We start from the raw sequence: 15,139 nt of genomic DNA on the forward strand, positions 1-15,139 counted from the left end.
GGGTCTTATATGGGGCGGGGCAGGCGCGTTATCAAGGTGTCGAACGGTACAGCGCGACCCGGCGAAAATCGACCGGTTCGCCCAGGTCGGGCCAGGTCTGACCGCTGAAGGTGTCTATTCGTTGATAGCCGGGGTGCTGCAGGTCGCGCACCCTCGAGTCGGCCACCAGCACCTGATCGGCACGATCGAGGAACAGGTCGAGAAAGCCGTGGTTGTCGCGGTCATAGAGCACATCGGCGGCGAGTATCAGGTCCAGTTCGCCGGTGACGGCAAAGTAGTCGGCAGCCAGCTCGACATGCTGCCCATTGAGCTCGGCATTCAGGCCGCTGGCCAGCCGTGCCGGCTGGTCCAGGTCACAGGCGATGCTCTGTTTGGCACCGGCAGCGCTGCACGCCAGGGCGACGATGCCCGAGCCTGCGCCGAAATCCAGTACCCGCTTGCCCCGTACCTGCTCCGGGTGGTCGAGAATCCAGCGTGCCAATGCCAATCCGCTGCCCCAGCAGAACCCCCAATAGGGCGGCTCTTCGAGCAGGCGGCGGGTTTCTTCGCTGGAAAAGGCGCGCTGCAGGTTGGCAGGGTCGAGTAGCCACAGTTGCAGCTCGGGTAGACCGGGCAGGGCACTGGCCAGCAAGCGTGCTTCCGGCAGGGTGTCCTGCAGGAGGTGATGCAGATCGTCAAGCGGGCCGGGTGCAGACATGATGGGTACCGTGGCAGAGGGCGGCCGCATTCTAGCCGTATCCGTGGCAATGATGGAACCACATGCCCGGCGTTACATGGGCTTACTTTAATAACATTGTGCCAGCGAGTATGCTATGGGGCTTTTGAACAATCTACCCAGCGAGCCTGCGCACGGCCGCTGTTCAGACCTGCTACGGATCCGAACATGTATTGTCCTTTTTGCGGCGCTAATGACACCAAGGTAATCGATTCCAGGCTGGTCGCCGATGGCGGTCAGGTGCGTCGTCGGCGCGAATGCCTGGCCTGCCAGGAGCGTTTCACTACCTTCGAAACGGCTGAGCTGGTGTTGCCGCGCATCATCAAGCAGGACGGTCGTCGCCAGCCTTTCGATGAGGACAAACTGCGCGCCGGCCTGCTGCGTGCGCTGGAAAAACGTCCGGTCAGCGTCGAGCAGATCGAAGCCGCCCTGGGCCGCATCAAGCATCGGTTACGCGCTACCGGTGAGCGCGAGATCAAGGCGATGGTGGTCGGTGAAATGGTGATGGCCGAGCTCAAGCAACTGGACGAGGTGGCTTACATCCGCTTTGCTTCGGTATACCGGCGTTTCCAGGATCTCAACCAGTTCCGCGAGGAGATTGATCGCCTGTCCCGTGGCGAGCCGGTTGAACCCGATGCCTGAGGATGCAATCGATCATCGGCTGATGGCCCGGGCCATTCAATTGGCGGCCCGAGGTCTGTACACCACCGAACCGAATCCCCGGGTGGGCTGTGTAGTGGCGCGCGACGGCGAGATTGTCGGTGAGGGCTGGCACGTGCGTGCCGGCGAGGGCCATGCCGAGGTCAACGCTCTGGCCCAGGCCGGCGAACGCGCTCGCGGCGCTACGGCCTATGTCACCCTGGAGCCCTGCAGCCACTTCGGCAAGACCCCGCCCTGCGCCAATGCCCTGATCGATGCGGGCGTCAGCCGCGTGGTGGCGGCCATGCAGGACCCGAATCCCCAAGTGGCAGGCCAGGGGCTGGCGCGGCTGCGCGCCGCCGGCATCGAGGTCGACTGCGGCCTGCTGGAAAGCGAAGCGCGGGATCTCAACCCCGGTTTCATCAAGCGCATGCAGCAGGAATTACCCTGGGTGCGGTTGAAACTGGCCATGAGTCTGGATGGTCGCACCGCCATGGCCAGTGGTGAAAGCCAGTGGATCACCGGGCCGCAGGCTCGCGCCGATGTACAGCGCCTGCGGGCGCGCAGTGGTGCGGTGATCAGCGGGGCGGATAGCGTGCTGCTGGATGATTCGGCGCTGACGGTGCGCGCCGCCGAGCTCGGCCTGGATGCCGACCTGGCAACCGCAGCCGCCGCCATCCAGCCCCTGCGAGTGTTGATCGATGGGCGCCTGCGAGTACCGCTGCAGCAGCGGCTGTTCCGCGAAGCCGGTCCGGTGCTGGTGGCCTGTGCCGACACGCAGCAGCGCGAGGCGGAGTACCGGCATCACGGAGCCGAGTTGCTGGCGCTGCCCGGCGAGCAGGGCAGGGTCGATCTCGCCGGCCTGCTGCAGGAGCTCGGCCGGCGTGGCTGCAACGAGGTGCTGGTAGAGTCCGGTGCCGATCTGGCGGGTGCCTTCTGGCGCGCGGCCTTGGTAGATGAGTTGATTGTTTATATGGCGCCAAGGCTGCTGGGTAGCCGGGCGCGACCGCTGTTGGAACTGCCCTTCGACAGGATGGCCGAGGCCATGGATCTCGATGTGACCGACATGCGGGTTATCGGCCGTGATTGGCGGATTACGGCGCGACCGGTGTCTTCCTTCCGAGAGTAACCACCCCATGAGCGTAGTAGAAGTAGCCCTGCTGCTGATGGCCATTCTGGCCATCCTCGGCGTCATATTTGAAGAAGTGACCCACATCAGCAAGTCCATCGTCGTGCTGTTCTTCGGTACGCTGGCCTGGATGCTGTTGTTCATCAGCGCGCCGGACGAGGCATTCCGGCTGCGGGTGCAGGAAGCCTTCAACCATAATATTCTCGATATCGCCGGGCTGTGGCTGTTCCTGATGGCGACCATGACCTTCGTCGCCTATCTGAACAAGAAGGGCTTGATCGACAGTGTCATCTTCAAGATCCTGCCCCGGCAGATCAGCGAGCGTAAACTGCTGTTTCTGACGGCGCTGTTCTGCTTCGCCTTTTCATCCTTCGCTGACAATATCACCGCAACCCTGGTGTCCATGGCGCTGGTGCTGAGCCTCAAGCTGGAGCTGCGCAAGGCCCTGCGCTTCGCCACGCTGGTGGTGTTCTCGGTCAACTCCGGTGGGGTGGCAATGATCACCGGCGACGTCACCACGCTGATGATCTTCCTTGCCGGCAAGGTGGAGATCACCCAGCTGCTGTTGCTCAGCCTGCCGGCACTGGCGGCAGTCATGCTGCTGGCCGGGATGCTGTCGATCGGCATGAACGGTGTGGTGACCATTGACCGCAGCAATCGGGTGCACTCGCAGCGCACCGGGCGGATGGTCGCATGGGTCTTCTTCCTGACCATCTTCGCCACCATCCTGCTCAGCCTGCTGTTCGATATTCCCCCGACCCTGACGTTCCTGGCGGGCCTGTCGGTCATGTTCCTGCTGGCGCACCAGATGGAGGAGAAGGTCATCAATGACCCTATCCTCGAATACATCCGCGCCATCGAATTCGAGACCCTGCTGTTCTTCCTCGGTATTCTGCTGGTGGTCGGCATGCTGCAGTTCATTGGTGTACTTGGCAGCCTGACCGCGTTATACGACATGATGCCGACGCTGCTGGCCAACTTCCTGATGGGCTTGCTGTCGGCCTTGATCGACAACGTACCGCTGACCGCCGCGCTGCTCAAATCCGATCTGGAAATGAGTGTCGCTGAATGGATGGGGCTGACTTATGCTGTCGGTGTGGGGGGTTCCCTGCTTATAATTGGCTCCGCCGCCGGGATCGTGGCCATGAGCAAGTTGCCGGGGTTGACCTTCATGTCCTACTTCCGCAGCTTCGGGTTGTTGTTCTTCGCCTTCGTTGTCGGCTTCCTGGCGGTTTACGGCGTGGGCGTGTTGATCACGCCCTGACCATGCATCTGTAACCGAGGCAATCATGTTTACCGGGATAATCGAAGCAGTTGGACAGATCCACAGCCTGCAGCCACGCAGCGGCGATGTGCGGGCTTATGTGAAGACCGGCAAGCTGGACCTGGCCGACGTCAAGTTGGGTGACAGCATCGCCGTCAACGGCGTGTGTCTGACGGTCGTGGAACTGCCCGGCGATGGTTTCTGGGCGGATGTCAGCCAGGAAACCATGCGCCGCAGCGCCTTTACCGAACTGAAGGTGGGCAGCCGGGTGAATCTGGAGAAGGCGTTAACCGCCTCCACCCGGCTGGGCGGACATCTGGTCAGCGGCCACGTCGATGGCGTCGGCAAGGTCCTGTCACGGGAAGAGGAGGCGCGCTCGGTGCGCTTTCGCATCGAAGCGCCGGCGGCGCTGGCCCGCTATATCGCCGAGAAGGGTTCGATTACCGTGGATGGCACCAGCCTCACGGTCAACGGGGTTGATGGTGCGATCTTCGACCTGAACATCGTCCCGCACACCCTGCAGGAAACCGTGATGGGCGATTACCAGCCCGGCCGTCCGGTGAACCTGGAGGTAGATGTGATCGCCCGTTATCTGGAACGTCTGCTGCTGGGTGACAAGGCTGCCGAAGCGGGCGCCGCCCCCGGTATCAACATGGCGTTTCTTGCCGAGAACGGCTTTCTGAAGTCCTGACAACGTGCCCGGGAGGGCCGTATGAAACTGAATACTATTGAAGAACTGATTGAAGATATCCGCGCCGGCAAGATGGTCATCCTGATGGATGATGAGGACCGCGAGAATGAAGGCGACCTGATCATGGCCGCCGAAGCCTGCAAGGCCGAAGACATCAACTTCATGGCGCGTTATGGTCGTGGCCTGATCTGCATGCCCATGAGCCTGGAGCGCTGCGAACGGCTCAAGCTGCCGCTGATGGTGCAGCGCAATGGCTCGGGGTTCGGCACCAAGTTCACCGTTTCCATTGAAGCAGCCGAAGGTGTCACCACCGGCATTTCCGCTGCCGACCGGGCGCGCACCGTGGAAGCGGCCGCCGCTCCCGATGCTGTCGCCGAAGATATCGTCAGCCCCGGTCATATCTTCCCGTTGATGGCCCAGCCCGGCGGTGTACTGGCGCGGGCCGGCCATACCGAAGCCGCCTGTGATCTGGCGCGCATGGGTGGTTTCGGTGAGTCCGGCGTCATCTGCGAGATCATGAACGAGGATGGCAGCATGGCGCGGCGTCCCGAACTGGAAGCCTTTGCCGAAGAGCACGACCTGAAGATCGGTACCATTGCCGACCTGATCCACTACCGCCTGCTCAATGAGCGCACCGTGCAGCGGGTTTCCGAGCAGCCGCTGGATACCGAGCTGGGCACCTTCAACCTGGTGACCTACAAGGACAGCCTGGAAAACGCCGTACACCTGGCCTTGACCCTGGGCGAGATCGAACCGGAACAGCCGACCCTGGTGCGGGTGCACAACATGGACCCGCTGCGCGACCTGTTCATGGTCAAGCAGCCGGGCCGCTGGAGCCTGCGCGCGGCCATGGCCAAGCTGGCCGAGCAGGGCAATGGCGTGGTGTTGTTGCTGGGCAACCAGATGGAAGGCGACGAATTGCTGCACCATGTGCAACAGCTGAGCGGCGATGAGCCGGCAGTGCGCCGTCCCACCACCTACAATACCGTAGGGGCCGGCTCGCAGATCCTGCGCGATCTGGGTGTACGCAAGATGCGGCTGCTATCGTTGCCGATGCGCTTCAACGCCATATCCGGGTTCGACCTGGAAGTAGTAGAATACCTGCCCTGCGAATAAACGCATTTGGATTCACGGCGGCGCCTGGCGCGCCGCCGGTTCTTTAAGAGAGATTGACATGACTGCTATCCGTACCATCGAAGGCGACTTCGTCGCTGCACAGGGTCGTTACGCCCTGGTTGTCGGCCGCTTCAACAGCTTTGTGGTTGAAAGCCTGGTCGACGGCGCCGTTGACACCCTCAAGCGCCATGGGGTCAAGGAAGCCGACATCACCATCGTTCGCGTCCCCGGTGCCTTTGAAATTCCGCTGATGGTGCGCAAGGTTGCTGATCTCAAGCAATACGACGCCATCATCACTCTGGGGGCAGTCATTCGTGGTGGCACCCCGCACTTCGAATACGTCGCCGGCGAATGCGTCAAGGGCGTGGGCGCGGTGTCGCTGGAAACCGGTATTCCGGTAGCCTTCGGCGTACTGACTGTCGACAGCATCGAGCAGGCCATCGAGCGTTCCGGTACCAAGGCAGGTAACAAGGGCGCGGAAGCCGCCCTCTCGGCAATCGAAATGGTCAGCGTGATCAAGCAGCTGGAGGCCTAAGTGGCTGATCACGACGCGAAACCCAAGCGTTCCGGCGGGCAATCCCGCAACGCCATGCGCCGCAAGGCTCGCAGCCTTGCGCTGCAGGCCCTGTACTCCTGGCATATGGCTGGCCAGTCACTGACGGACATCGAGGCGCAACTGCGCAGCGATCCCGAGTATGACTTCGACAGTGCGGACGGTGCCTACTTCCGTGAGCTGTTGCTGGGCGTGCCGCAGAATCTCCATGAGATCGATGGCCACCTGGAGCAGGTGCTTGATCGGGGGATCGCTGAAGTTGATCCCATCGAGCTGGCCATCCTGCGCATCGGCGTGTTCGAAATGACCCGCCGTGTGGACGTGCCCTACAAGGTGGTGATCAACGAAGGCATCGAGATGGCCAAGACCTTCGGCGCCACCGATGGTCACAAATACGTCAACGGCATCCTCGACAAGCTGGCACCCCGCCTGCGCAGTGTCGAGGTGAATGCGTCCCGTCGGGGGCGCTGAGCCACGGCAGGAGCAGCAGCCATGCCGCTGGGCGAATTCGGACTGATCGGCCGCTACTTTCAGCGCGCGGCGCTGGAACAGGCGGGCGGGCATACCAAGGTCGCACTCGGCATCGGTGATGACGCTGCCCTGTTGACGCCGACACCGGGCTGCCAGTGGGTCATATCCACTGACAGTCTGGTGCAGGGCGTACACTTCCCCGAACACTATTCCCCCCAGGATCTCGGCTATCGCGCGTTGGCGGTGGCGGTCAGCGATCTGGCGGCCATGGCCGCCACGCCGGTGGGCTTCACCCTGGCGTTGACCCTGCCCGCGGTGGATGAACACTGGCTGCAGGCATTCTCCACGGGCCTGGCCGCTTGTGCCACGGATCACCACATCAGCCTGATTGGCGGCGACACTACCCGTGGCCCCCTGAATATCGGCGTCAGTGTCTTTGGCGAGGCGCCGCAGGGGCAGGCCTTGCGCCGTGCCGGCGCCCGGCCGGGAGACCTGCTGTGTGTGGGTGGCCCCCTCGGTGATGGCGCCGCTGGTCTTGCTGTGGTGCTGGAGCAGGGGCTGCCGGATAACCTGGCCGCGCCTGCCCGGGAGTATCTCGCTGCGCGTTTCTGGCGGCCACGGGCCCAGTGTGAATTGGGCGTCGCGCTGGCGGGGATAGCGTCCGCCGGGCTGGACGTCTCGGATGGCCTGCTGCAGGATGCGGGACACCTGGCCGGTGCCAGCGGCGTGGCGCTGCATATACATGGCGCCGATCTGCCCTGTTCCGCGGCCCTGCGCGCCTGGCCGGCTGCTCAGCAGCGGGAATGGATGCTGCGCGGCGGAGATGATTATGTCCTGTTGTTCACCTTGCCGCCGGAGCACGCCGCGCTGGTCGCGCAATGGGCCGGGCAGGGCTGGCCGGTCAGGGTGATCGGCGAAGCGGCGGCGGGCAGTGGGGTCTGGCTGGACGGTCAGGCGACCGGCGGCGCCGGTGGTTATCAACACTTCAAGGAATCCAAGCATGGCTGAATCCCATGAGCCAACGCCGGCCTCGGTATGGCGCAACCCCATCCACTTTCTGGCGTTCGGCTTTGGTAGCGGCGCGCTGCCCAAGGCGCCGGGCACTTGGGGCTCGCTGGTGGCATTGCCTTTCGTGCTGCTGTGGCAGCAGTTGCCGCCCGGCGGTTATGCGCTGGTGCTGGTGCTGAGTACGCTGCTGGGCATCTGGCTGTGCCATCGCACCGCCGCCGATCTGGGTGTGCACGACCATGGTGGCATCGTCTGGGACGAGTTCGTCGGCGTGTGGATCACCCTGTGGCTGGCGCCGCCCGGCTGGCTGTGGTTGATCATCGGCTTTCTGCTGTTTCGCCTGTTCGACATCTGGAAGCCCTGGCCAATCGGCTGGGTGGATCGGCAGGTCAGCGGCGGGTTGGGCATCATGCTCGACGATATACTCGCCGGCATCATGGCCTTGCTGGTATTGCTGGCACTGGCCGCGATCCCCGGCCTGGCATGAGAGGGCACATCGGCGCTGACTGCGGTGCCCATGTGCTGTTAAGATAACGGCCCTCTAATCAGCGTGGTCGTACAGGAGACAGCGTGCCAGTCACCTTTGTTGCGTCATCCCAATTGCCCACCCAGTGGGGCACTTTTACCATGCACGGCTTCCTTGAGCCCGGTACCGGCAAGGAGCACGTGGTGTTGACCATGGGCGACGTAAGCGACGGTCAGCCGGTGCTGGGGCGCTTGCATTCCGAATGTCTGACCGGCGACGCGCTGTTCAGCCTGCGTTGCGACTGCGGTTTCCAGCTGGAAGCGGCCCTGAAGGCGATAGCCGAAGAAGGCCGTGGCGCGCTGCTGTATCTGCGTCAGGAAGGCCGTGGCATTGGTCTGATGAACAAGATCCGCGCCTATCATCTGCAGGACGGCGGCGCCGATACCGTCGAGGCCAACGAGCTGCTCGGTTTCGGCGCGGATCAGCGTGACTACGGCATCTGCAAGCCGATGCTGGCGCATCTGGGGATTACCAGCCTCAAGCTGCTGACCAACAACCCGCGCAAGGTCAAGGCGCTGGAAGACTTCGGCATCACGGTGGCCGAGCGCATCCCGCTGAAGACCGGTCTCAATCCGTTCAATCGCAACTACCTGGCCACCAAGGCCGGCAAGCTCGGTCATTTGCTGGGCACCATTCACCAGGCCGAGGCAGAATGATGCTTGATACCCGTCCCCACTGGCAGGCGATGCGCCGCAACTGGCGCATGCAATGTCTGGCTTCGCTGATTTTGCCGATTGCCGTGGTCTGGTTCTTCCATGATCGCCAGGGCGCTTACCCGGAAGTGGCGCTGCCGCTGTTCATTGCCGGGCTGTTGACCCTGCTGCTGAGTGTCTGGCGCTACCGTCACTTCCGCCAGGCAGTGATCGATGCCGACGCCCAGCAGGATAGCGCCGAGGCCGAATCGGCCTGGACTCGCCTGCACCATCAGCAACTGCTGGGTCTGACGCATGCCAAACTGCCCGGCTGGCTGGGCATGTTGCATTACGTCTGCACGCTGGAAATGACCCCGTTGATCCTGCTGGTGCTCGCCAGTCAGGGCGCCATGTTGCTGTATCGGCCGCCGGCACAGCGTTTCGGTTGATTGCACCGCCCAGGCGTTTTCTGTACCGACCTCGATAGTATCAACCAGTACGCCGCCCCAACTGTGGGGGCGGCGTTACCCGTCGTCTACACCATCTCCATGAAATCCAGCGCCCCCTGCTGACGAATCACCCGGCGGTGGTTGGCCCACAGCTCGGTGATGCGCTCGCGGTTGAGCTGCTGGCGATCGAGCAGCACGCGGGTGTTGAGCTCACCCACCGCGCGGGGGCTGGGCACCTTGCTGAACACGAACTGGTTGCTGATCAGCTCCAGGAAGGGGCCGGCCTTGCTGGTCGGCATGATGAAGATCAGCTGCAGGCCGAGGGTTTCGGTCAGGTAATTGATCACTTCCCGTGAGCGGGTTTCATCCATGTGCATGAAGGCCTCGTCCACAATCACCATGCGCAGGTGGCTGTCGCCTTCATTGAAGCGGAAGGCGCTGGTCACCGCCGCGGCGCGGATGATGTAGGCCGGGGTCTCCAGCTGACCACCGGAGCCGGTGCCGTATTCGCTGAGCCGGATCGGCGCCTTGCCTTCGGGGTGCTTGAGGATGTCGTAACGGCGGTAGCGACGGTAATCGCTGATCCGTTCGAGCTCGCGCAGGGCCTGCTGTTCATCACCGTCGAGCAGCAATCCGAGCAGCTGATCACGCACCGCCGCGCCCTTGCCGGACAGGTGGGCATCGAAGAGGCTGGCACCGTCACCGAGGTTCGGCATCTGCGTGACTTCGCGGAAGAACTCCCAGTATTCCTTGTATTCCGGCACCCAGCTCCACTCGAACTGGAAGCTCTCGCGGTCGGCGCCGAAGCGGTGATGCTGCAGCTCGGTGTTGAGCCCTTCCAGGGTACGACCACCATCGTTGATCGCCTGGTGGATCTCGTGACACAGGTCGGTGATGAAGGTGCTGTTGAAGCTGTCACGCAGCTTGATCAACTGCTCCTGCTTTTCCAGCAGCACGTTGTTGCGCAGCCGATTATGCAGATTGTCCAGTTGCTGGCGCAGGCCACAGACATGCTCGAAGAACGCCAGGCTGTGCACCTCGGCGGCGGTGTCATGGATCAGGTTGTCCGCCGGCTGCGCCTGCTGGTTGTACTCCTTGAGGCCGCGATCAAGCGCGACCGCCAGCTGATAGAGGCTGTCGGTGAGGCTCTTGCTGTCGGCGGCAAAATCGAAATCATCGCCGGTGCGGGTCAGCATCTCGTCGATCTGGGTCAACCGCTGCTGGGGATCAAGGCCGGTGACGCGGGCGGCGGCTTCGAGCAGATACTGCTCGGCCTCTTCACGTTGCTCCTGCAGTGCATCGCCCTGGTCGGACAGCGTACGGATACGCTGGTTGATCTGGGTCAGCTGCACGTTCAAGCCCCCCAGTTCCTTCTGCAGCTCGCTCTGACGGGCTACCAGCTCGGCGTGGCGTTCATTGACCCGGTCCAGCTCCTGCTCCACATCGTGGAAGGCGCTCAGGTCCAGGCTGGCCAGTTGCTGCTCGATGTCCTGCAGCTGCTGGCGCTGTTCCAGCAACTGGCTGGCCTGGCTCAGGTAGTCCAGCGGCTTGATACGTTGCAGCGCCGCGGCCAGATGTTTCAGCTGTTCCACGAACTGACGCAGTGCGTGGCGTTGCAGTTGCAGTTCTTCCAGCTGTTTTTGCTGGGCGCGCAGGTTGCGCTCGCGGGCGGCGACGCCGAACACCAACTGGCTGTCATCGATATCACAGCGGAACATGGAGTAGTTGCCCGAACCCATGCCCTCGCGGGTAATGCCGCGACGAGCCTGGCGCAGGCCCGCAGCATCGTTGACCCGTACCAGCGAGGCGTAGGAGGCGCGCACATAATGCTCGGCCACGCGGTGGCTGAAACGCAATACGTGGACCACCGAGTCCTTGGGCAGGCTGAGGCGCTCGGCGTCCTGACGGGCCTTGTCGCCCTGGATCACCCGGGCGCGGTTGCGATCCCGGGCGCTGAGCTGGCGCACGATGCGGATGGCCTCGGCTTCATGGGCCGGCTCGACCAGAATGCCGAAGCGCGAACCGCCGAGATAGCCTTCGATGGACATCTGCCAGTCGGGGTCGGTGACTTCCACGTGGTCGCAGAGCACCCGCGGATCGGCTTCTGGGCATTGCTGGCGGATAGCGGCCAGGGCGTCCTCAACATAGATGGGATAGATCACCCGGCTTTGCTGCAGCGTCTTGATCTGCCGCTCGCTGATGGTGATCTGGCGTTCCAGGTTGGCGAGGGTGCCGGCCCGCTCCTGACTCAGCCGGTCCACCCGTTGCAGCAGGCTGATGCCGTCGGTGCCGGGCTGGGCAAGCAATGTCGCCAGCCGGTTGTGGGTCTGTTGCTGCTGGCGCACATTGTCCAGGCCGTGGTGCAGCGGACTCAGGTCGATCCAGTCGTTGGACAGCAACTGGTGCAGCTCGGCCACCGGTTGCTGCTCGGCAGCCAGTATTTCATCGGCCAGGCTCTTCCAGTTGCGGGTCGTCAGTTCGGGAATTTCCACCCCCACGCCGGTGCTCACCAGATGCTGTACGGTACGTACCGCCTCTAGGTTGAGATCACGCTGGTGGGCCTGCTCCAGCAGCGGTGCCACGCCCTGCTGCAGCCGCGTGGTGAGTAGCTGCTGGCGGTTCTCCAGATCATCCTTGCCCTGCAGCGCGGGAATGCCTTGGCGGCGGGCCTCCAGTTGCACCAGGTCGCGGTGGGCCTGCTGGGTGCGCTCATCATTGAGCTGCTGCTCGTCGGTGAGGTCATCGATGCGGGCGCTGATTTCCTGCTGTTTGTCCTTGGCAGCCACGTACTGCTTGCGATTGTGGCTCCAGTTCTGCGCGGCGGCGGCATAATCCAGGCCGACACGCTCCAGCCAGCTGTTCTGATAGTCCTCGGTCAGTTGCCGCGACTGCTCCAGCAGGCCGACGGCGCCGCGCACGCGCGCGGCTTCCTGTTCCATCCCGTGCACGGTACGCAGCAGATCGCGGATGCGCTTGATGGTATCGCCGAATTCGCGGGCTTCGAGCACTTCGCCGGCGACGAACTGGTCGATCGAGCGCACCGGCTTGTAGGCCATGAAGTTGGCGAAGGTGCGGGCAGCATTCTTTGCCTCGCGGATGGACACCGCATCGCCCTTGCCGCGCAGCGCGCCATACAGGCGGGCCAGGTAGGCACTCTTGCGGTCATAGGTTTCCACCCCCTGCTTGCCGAACTGCTTGCGCAGCAGATTGGGCAGTTCGGTGAGCGAAATGACATGGCGGCCGTCGTCGGTGTCCCTAACGAAGTCACTGAGCGCCAGCATTTCACCGGGTACGATCATCAGCAACAGTTCATCCTGACGCGCCTGGCGGCTGCTACCGGCGGTATCCAGGTGGGCGCGTACGCCGATCACCGCGGTGAACGGCTCGGCGGTTTCGCCCTGGGTCGGATGGAACACGCCGGCGATGTAACCGTCGGTGGTCCAGGGCCGGGCGAAGGCGCCATCGTCACAACCCAGGACATAGGAGGCGAGGGTACGTACCTGCTTGCCGCCGCGCCCGCGCTGGGTGGTTTCGTCCTGCCCGGGGTTGTAGTTGAACAGGTTGTCGTGGGCTGCGGTCATCAGTGTCTGCAGGGCATCGGCGGCGGTGGTCTTGCCGGAGCCGTTGCCGCCGGAGAACAGATTGATCGGGCCGTATTCCATTTCCTCGACCGGCAGGTTGCCCCAGTTGGCGGTAATCGAGCGTTTCAGATACATGCTCAGTTGGCTCCTTCGGCAAGGTCAGCGGGTTCGTCGATTGGGTCTTCGTCATCCAGTACCACGCCGCCAGCCAGTTGGCTCAGGGCGGTGTCGGTCACCAGGCTGATGATGCCGGGGCGGATGATCAGCCAGCTTTCGCCATCTTCCATGGAACCGTCGCCAGGGCTGCGCAGCAAGCGCAGCTGGCGCATGCGCCGCAGCAGCGCCTGACGCTCGCTGGCCTGTTCCGGCAAGGGCCGGCCGAGCAGGTTGCGGTGGCTCAGGCTGAGGGCTTCGAGCGAGAGCATTACCTGCCCCAGCTCGTCTACCTGGCCGTCACGCAGGGCCTTGTCGTATTCGGCACGCAGTACCAGCACCAGCGACACTTCCTGCTGGTTGAGGCGTTCGCGCAGGCCGTTGTTGAAGCTGTCTTCGCTGTCGGCCAGGCCGGGTACTTCCGCACCCGGCGGGAAGATGCGGACCATGTTGAAGCGTGATTCATGGAGCAGGCGAATACGCAGGACCCACAGGTAGTCCTCGACCAGCGGCTGCACCTGCAGGAAGCGGTCATAGAGCTCGGCTTCGCGCTTGCTTTCGTCACGGCACAGCACGCCGCGATCGAGGAGCCGGATCATCAGGTCGGAAAAATCATCGGCGCTGATGCCGTGTTGCTGCAGTTGTTCTTCCAGGGCGTCACGCATGGGTATCTTGTTCCAGTTCGATGATGAAACCGTCACGGCGGTTGAAGTAGGTGTCGCCGGTAACCGGCTGGCCGGTCGGCTCGATCTTTACGCGAAAGCCTGCCGCGGCCTGGTCGGCACTGCCCAGGGCGATGACATGGCTGACCGCCAGCAGGTCGCTGGCATCGCGGATGGGCAGGTCGCCGCTGTTGATGCGGCGACCATCGCCCAGGGCGCTACGCAGGTAATCGCGCATGCCGCTGGCATTGATATGGAAGGCACGCTCCAGCAGTTGGCTGACGGCCAGTGAGCGTAGGGTCTGGTCGTCCGGCAGGCCGGGGTCGTCCATCTGGCTTTGCACCGGCTGGCGGTTCTGGCGCTCGCGCAGGCGCACCTGGGCTGGGTCGATCAGTTCCACGCGCAGGCGCGCCATGGCGTCGCCGGCGGCGTTCATGCGTTGTTCGTAGCTGGCCGGGTCGAGGGCGCTGAGTTCGCGGCACAGGCCGACGATGTCGTTGTGCTGCTGGGTCTGCAGGTAGCTCAGTTGGCGGATGAGGATGTCGGCCCGTTTGGTGAAGCTCTGCAGGGTGCGGCGCAGGGCTGGCAGCATGATCTCCGAGGCGTTGCGCAGGCGGTTGTCGATGGTGTCGAGCAGTTGCCAGAGTACCGAGGCGCTGTCGTCGACAATCAGATCCGGGGCCAGGCGGCGCAGTTCCCGTTCGGCGTTGGCTTTCCATTCCCGGGGCTTGTGGCGGATGCGCCGGAGCACGTCGTGAATGCGGTCGCGGTGTTTTTCCACGCTGTCGGCGGACAGGCGAATGGAGACGTCGGGCTGGAAGCGGCGCTCCATGAAGTCGAAGAACTGGTCGCTGGCCTGTTGCACCAGTTGCTGGGCTTCGACTTCGCGCACCAGTTGGCGTTTGCGCTCTTCGAGCTCGGCGATGATGTCGGTGAAGTCGGCGATGATGCGTTCGGAGTATTCGTAGGCGTCGAGCAGGTCGTAGACTTCGCCGCGCTCGGCGAAGGCGGACAGGGCGTTGAGCGTGTTGCGGGTGTTGCGGTGCCGGGTGCGCACGCTGTGGCCGACGGCTTCGACCAGCGATTGGGTGAACAGGCGGCCGAGGCGGCTGAAGGGGTAGGTGGACTGGAAAGTGGCCTGGTCTACCTGGCGTTCGAGCCAGCCGTGGTCGACCAGGCTGTTGAGGACCCAGCCGGCCTGTTCGCGGTTGTTGCGGAAGCGGCCCTGGTCGTCATCGTCGCCCTCGAGCAGGGGCGCGCGTTCCAGTGCTTCGCTGAAGATGTCCAGCACCTGTTCGCGCTTGAGCGACTCGCCGTAGTCGGCGCTGGCGCTGTACAGGCGGTCGTGCAGCAGGCGCAGGCATTCGACGATCTGTTCGCGGTACTTGCTGGTCAGTGGTTTGAAGAACTGCAGGCGCTGGTCGGCGAAGAACATAGGGCGTCCGGAGCTGGTGAGTCAGCCGCGTATTATGCCGCATGCGGCCAGGGATTTGAGCTTTACCTGGTCGGGGATGGGCGGTTTTTGTGGATGGGGTTGTGGTTTGGGGCTG

General features: G+C 63.5%; 15 protein-coding genes. 11 read left to right on the plus strand and 4 right to left on the minus strand.

The window, feature by feature from the left end; genetic code table 11:
- Window positions 1-31: 31 nt before the first annotated feature.
- Window positions 32-697, minus strand: a complete 666-nt coding sequence (locus QAO71_RS01695) for a 50S ribosomal protein L11 methyltransferase (protein WP_280165093.1) — start codon at window positions 695-697, stop codon at window positions 32-34.
- Window positions 698-883: 186 nt separating this feature from the next.
- On the opposite strand from QAO71_RS01695, the gene nrdR reads away from it, so the two are divergent.
- The 11 genes from nrdR to QAO71_RS01750 all read left to right on the plus strand — a co-directional run bounded on the left by nrdR (window position 884) and on the right by QAO71_RS01750 (window position 9,193).
- Window positions 884-1,357, plus strand: a complete 474-nt coding sequence (nrdR, locus tag QAO71_RS01700; protein WP_036993630.1) for a transcriptional regulator NrdR — start codon at window positions 884-886, stop codon at window positions 1,355-1,357.
- Complete coding sequence (gene ribD / locus QAO71_RS01705; protein WP_136869990.1) at window positions 1,350-2,483, plus strand: bifunctional diaminohydroxyphosphoribosylaminopyrimidine deaminase/5-amino-6-(5-phosphoribosylamino)uracil reductase RibD; 1,134 nt, start codon at window positions 1,350-1,352, stop codon at window positions 2,481-2,483. The genes nrdR and ribD overlap by 8 nt, the downstream gene beginning before the upstream one ends.
- A 7-nt stretch (window positions 2,484-2,490) precedes the next feature.
- Window positions 2,491-3,747 carry a sodium:proton antiporter NhaD gene (gene nhaD / locus QAO71_RS01710; protein WP_074781271.1) on the plus strand — a complete coding sequence of 419 codons (1,257 nt, stop codon included), beginning with the start codon at window positions 2,491-2,493 and terminating at the stop codon, window positions 3,745-3,747.
- A gap of 25 nt (window positions 3,748-3,772) precedes the next feature.
- Complete coding sequence (locus QAO71_RS01715; RefSeq protein WP_074781270.1) at window positions 3,773-4,438, plus strand: riboflavin synthase; 666 nt, start codon at window positions 3,773-3,775, stop codon at window positions 4,436-4,438.
- A gap of 21 nt (window positions 4,439-4,459) precedes the next feature.
- Window positions 4,460-5,554: a bifunctional 3,4-dihydroxy-2-butanone-4-phosphate synthase/GTP cyclohydrolase II gene (gene ribBA, locus QAO71_RS01720; protein ID WP_036993625.1), complete on the plus strand. Its 1,095-nt coding sequence runs from the start codon at window positions 4,460-4,462 to the stop codon at window positions 5,552-5,554.
- A gap of 58 nt (window positions 5,555-5,612) precedes the next feature.
- A complete protein-coding gene (ribE, locus tag QAO71_RS01725; RefSeq protein ID WP_036993624.1) occupies window positions 5,613-6,089 on the plus strand; it encodes a 6,7-dimethyl-8-ribityllumazine synthase in 477 nt (158 codons plus the stop codon).
- Between the two features lie 54 nt (window positions 6,090-6,143).
- On the plus strand, window positions 6,144-6,578 hold the full coding sequence (nusB, locus tag QAO71_RS01730; protein ID WP_136870019.1) for a transcription antitermination factor NusB: 435 nt from the start codon (window positions 6,144-6,146) through the stop codon (window positions 6,576-6,578).
- 27 nt (window positions 6,579-6,605) lie between these two features.
- Window positions 6,606-7,586, plus strand: coding sequence for a thiamine-phosphate kinase (gene thiL / locus QAO71_RS01735; protein WP_348273405.1), 981 nt, complete (start codon window positions 6,606-6,608; stop codon window positions 7,584-7,586).
- Window positions 7,579-8,073: a phosphatidylglycerophosphatase A gene (locus QAO71_RS01740; RefSeq protein WP_036993621.1), complete on the plus strand. Its 495-nt coding sequence runs from the start codon at window positions 7,579-7,581 to the stop codon at window positions 8,071-8,073. The genes thiL and QAO71_RS01740 overlap by 8 nt, the downstream gene beginning before the upstream one ends.
- A gap of 83 nt (window positions 8,074-8,156) precedes the next feature.
- On the plus strand, window positions 8,157-8,768 hold the full coding sequence (gene ribA / locus QAO71_RS01745; protein ID WP_036993620.1) for a GTP cyclohydrolase II: 612 nt from the start codon (window positions 8,157-8,159) through the stop codon (window positions 8,766-8,768).
- The gene (locus tag QAO71_RS01750) at window positions 8,765-9,193 is read left to right on the plus strand and encodes a hypothetical protein (RefSeq protein ID WP_136869989.1); all 429 of its coding nucleotides are present in this window, start codon (window positions 8,765-8,767) and stop codon (window positions 9,191-9,193) included. Before ribA ends, QAO71_RS01750 begins: the two co-directional genes overlap by 4 nt.
- Before the next feature lie 86 nt (window positions 9,194-9,279).
- Here QAO71_RS01750 and QAO71_RS01755 read toward each other — a convergent pair whose 3' ends face one another.
- Genes QAO71_RS01755 through QAO71_RS01765 form a run of 3 tightly spaced genes read right to left on the minus strand, consistent with a single transcriptional unit; the run spans window position 9,280 to window position 15,024 of the window.
- A complete protein-coding gene (locus tag QAO71_RS01755; RefSeq protein ID WP_280165095.1) occupies window positions 9,280-12,909 on the minus strand; it encodes an SbcC/MukB-like Walker B domain-containing protein in 3,630 nt (1,209 codons plus the stop codon).
- A 2-nt stretch (window positions 12,910-12,911) separates the two neighbouring features.
- Window positions 12,912-13,592 (minus strand): DUF4194 domain-containing protein, encoded by a 681-nt coding sequence (locus tag QAO71_RS01760; protein WP_074781266.1) that lies wholly within the window; start codon window positions 13,590-13,592, stop codon window positions 12,912-12,914.
- Complete coding sequence (locus tag QAO71_RS01765; protein WP_074781265.1) at window positions 13,585-15,024, minus strand: Wadjet anti-phage system protein JetA family protein; 1,440 nt, start codon at window positions 15,022-15,024, stop codon at window positions 13,585-13,587. Before QAO71_RS01765 ends, QAO71_RS01760 begins: the two co-directional genes overlap by 8 nt.
- Window positions 15,025-15,139 lie beyond the last annotated feature (115 nt).

The sequence above is a fragment of the Halopseudomonas sp. SMJS2 genome (assembly GCF_029866945.1).
GTDB lineage: Bacteria > Pseudomonadota > Gammaproteobacteria > Pseudomonadales > Pseudomonadaceae > Halopseudomonas > Halopseudomonas bauzanensis.

Coding starts and splice junctions, on each gene's coding strand:
- nrdR (WP_036993630.1), top strand. CDS start 884: ATGTATTGTCCTTTTTGCGGCGCTAATGACACCAAGGTAATCGATTCC.
- QAO71_RS01750 (WP_136869989.1), top strand. CDS start 8,765: ATGATGCTTGATACCCGTCCCCACTGGCAGGCGATGCGCCGCAACTGG.
- QAO71_RS01740 (WP_036993621.1), top strand. CDS start 7,579: ATGGCTGAATCCCATGAGCCAACGCCGGCCTCGGTATGGCGCAACCCC.
- ribE (WP_036993624.1), top strand. CDS start 5,613: ATGACTGCTATCCGTACCATCGAAGGCGACTTCGTCGCTGCACAGGGT.
- QAO71_RS01695 (WP_280165093.1), bottom strand. CDS start 697: ATGTCTGCACCCGGCCCGCTTGACGATCTGCATCACCTCCTGCAGGAC.
- QAO71_RS01755 (WP_280165095.1), bottom strand. CDS start 12,909: ATGTATCTGAAACGCTCGATTACCGCCAACTGGGGCAACCTGCCGGTC.
- QAO71_RS01760 (WP_074781266.1), bottom strand. CDS start 13,592: ATGCGTGACGCCCTGGAAGAACAACTGCAGCAACACGGCATCAGCGCC.
- QAO71_RS01765 (WP_074781265.1), bottom strand. CDS start 15,024: ATGTTCTTCGCCGACCAGCGCCTGCAGTTCTTCAAACCACTGACCAGC.
- nusB (WP_136870019.1), top strand. CDS start 6,144: ATGCGCCGCAAGGCTCGCAGCCTTGCGCTGCAGGCCCTGTACTCCTGG.
- ribBA (WP_036993625.1), top strand. CDS start 4,460: ATGAAACTGAATACTATTGAAGAACTGATTGAAGATATCCGCGCCGGC.
- QAO71_RS01715 (WP_074781270.1), top strand. CDS start 3,773: ATGTTTACCGGGATAATCGAAGCAGTTGGACAGATCCACAGCCTGCAG.
- nhaD (WP_074781271.1), top strand. CDS start 2,491: ATGAGCGTAGTAGAAGTAGCCCTGCTGCTGATGGCCATTCTGGCCATC.
- ribD (WP_136869990.1), top strand. CDS start 1,350: ATGCCTGAGGATGCAATCGATCATCGGCTGATGGCCCGGGCCATTCAA.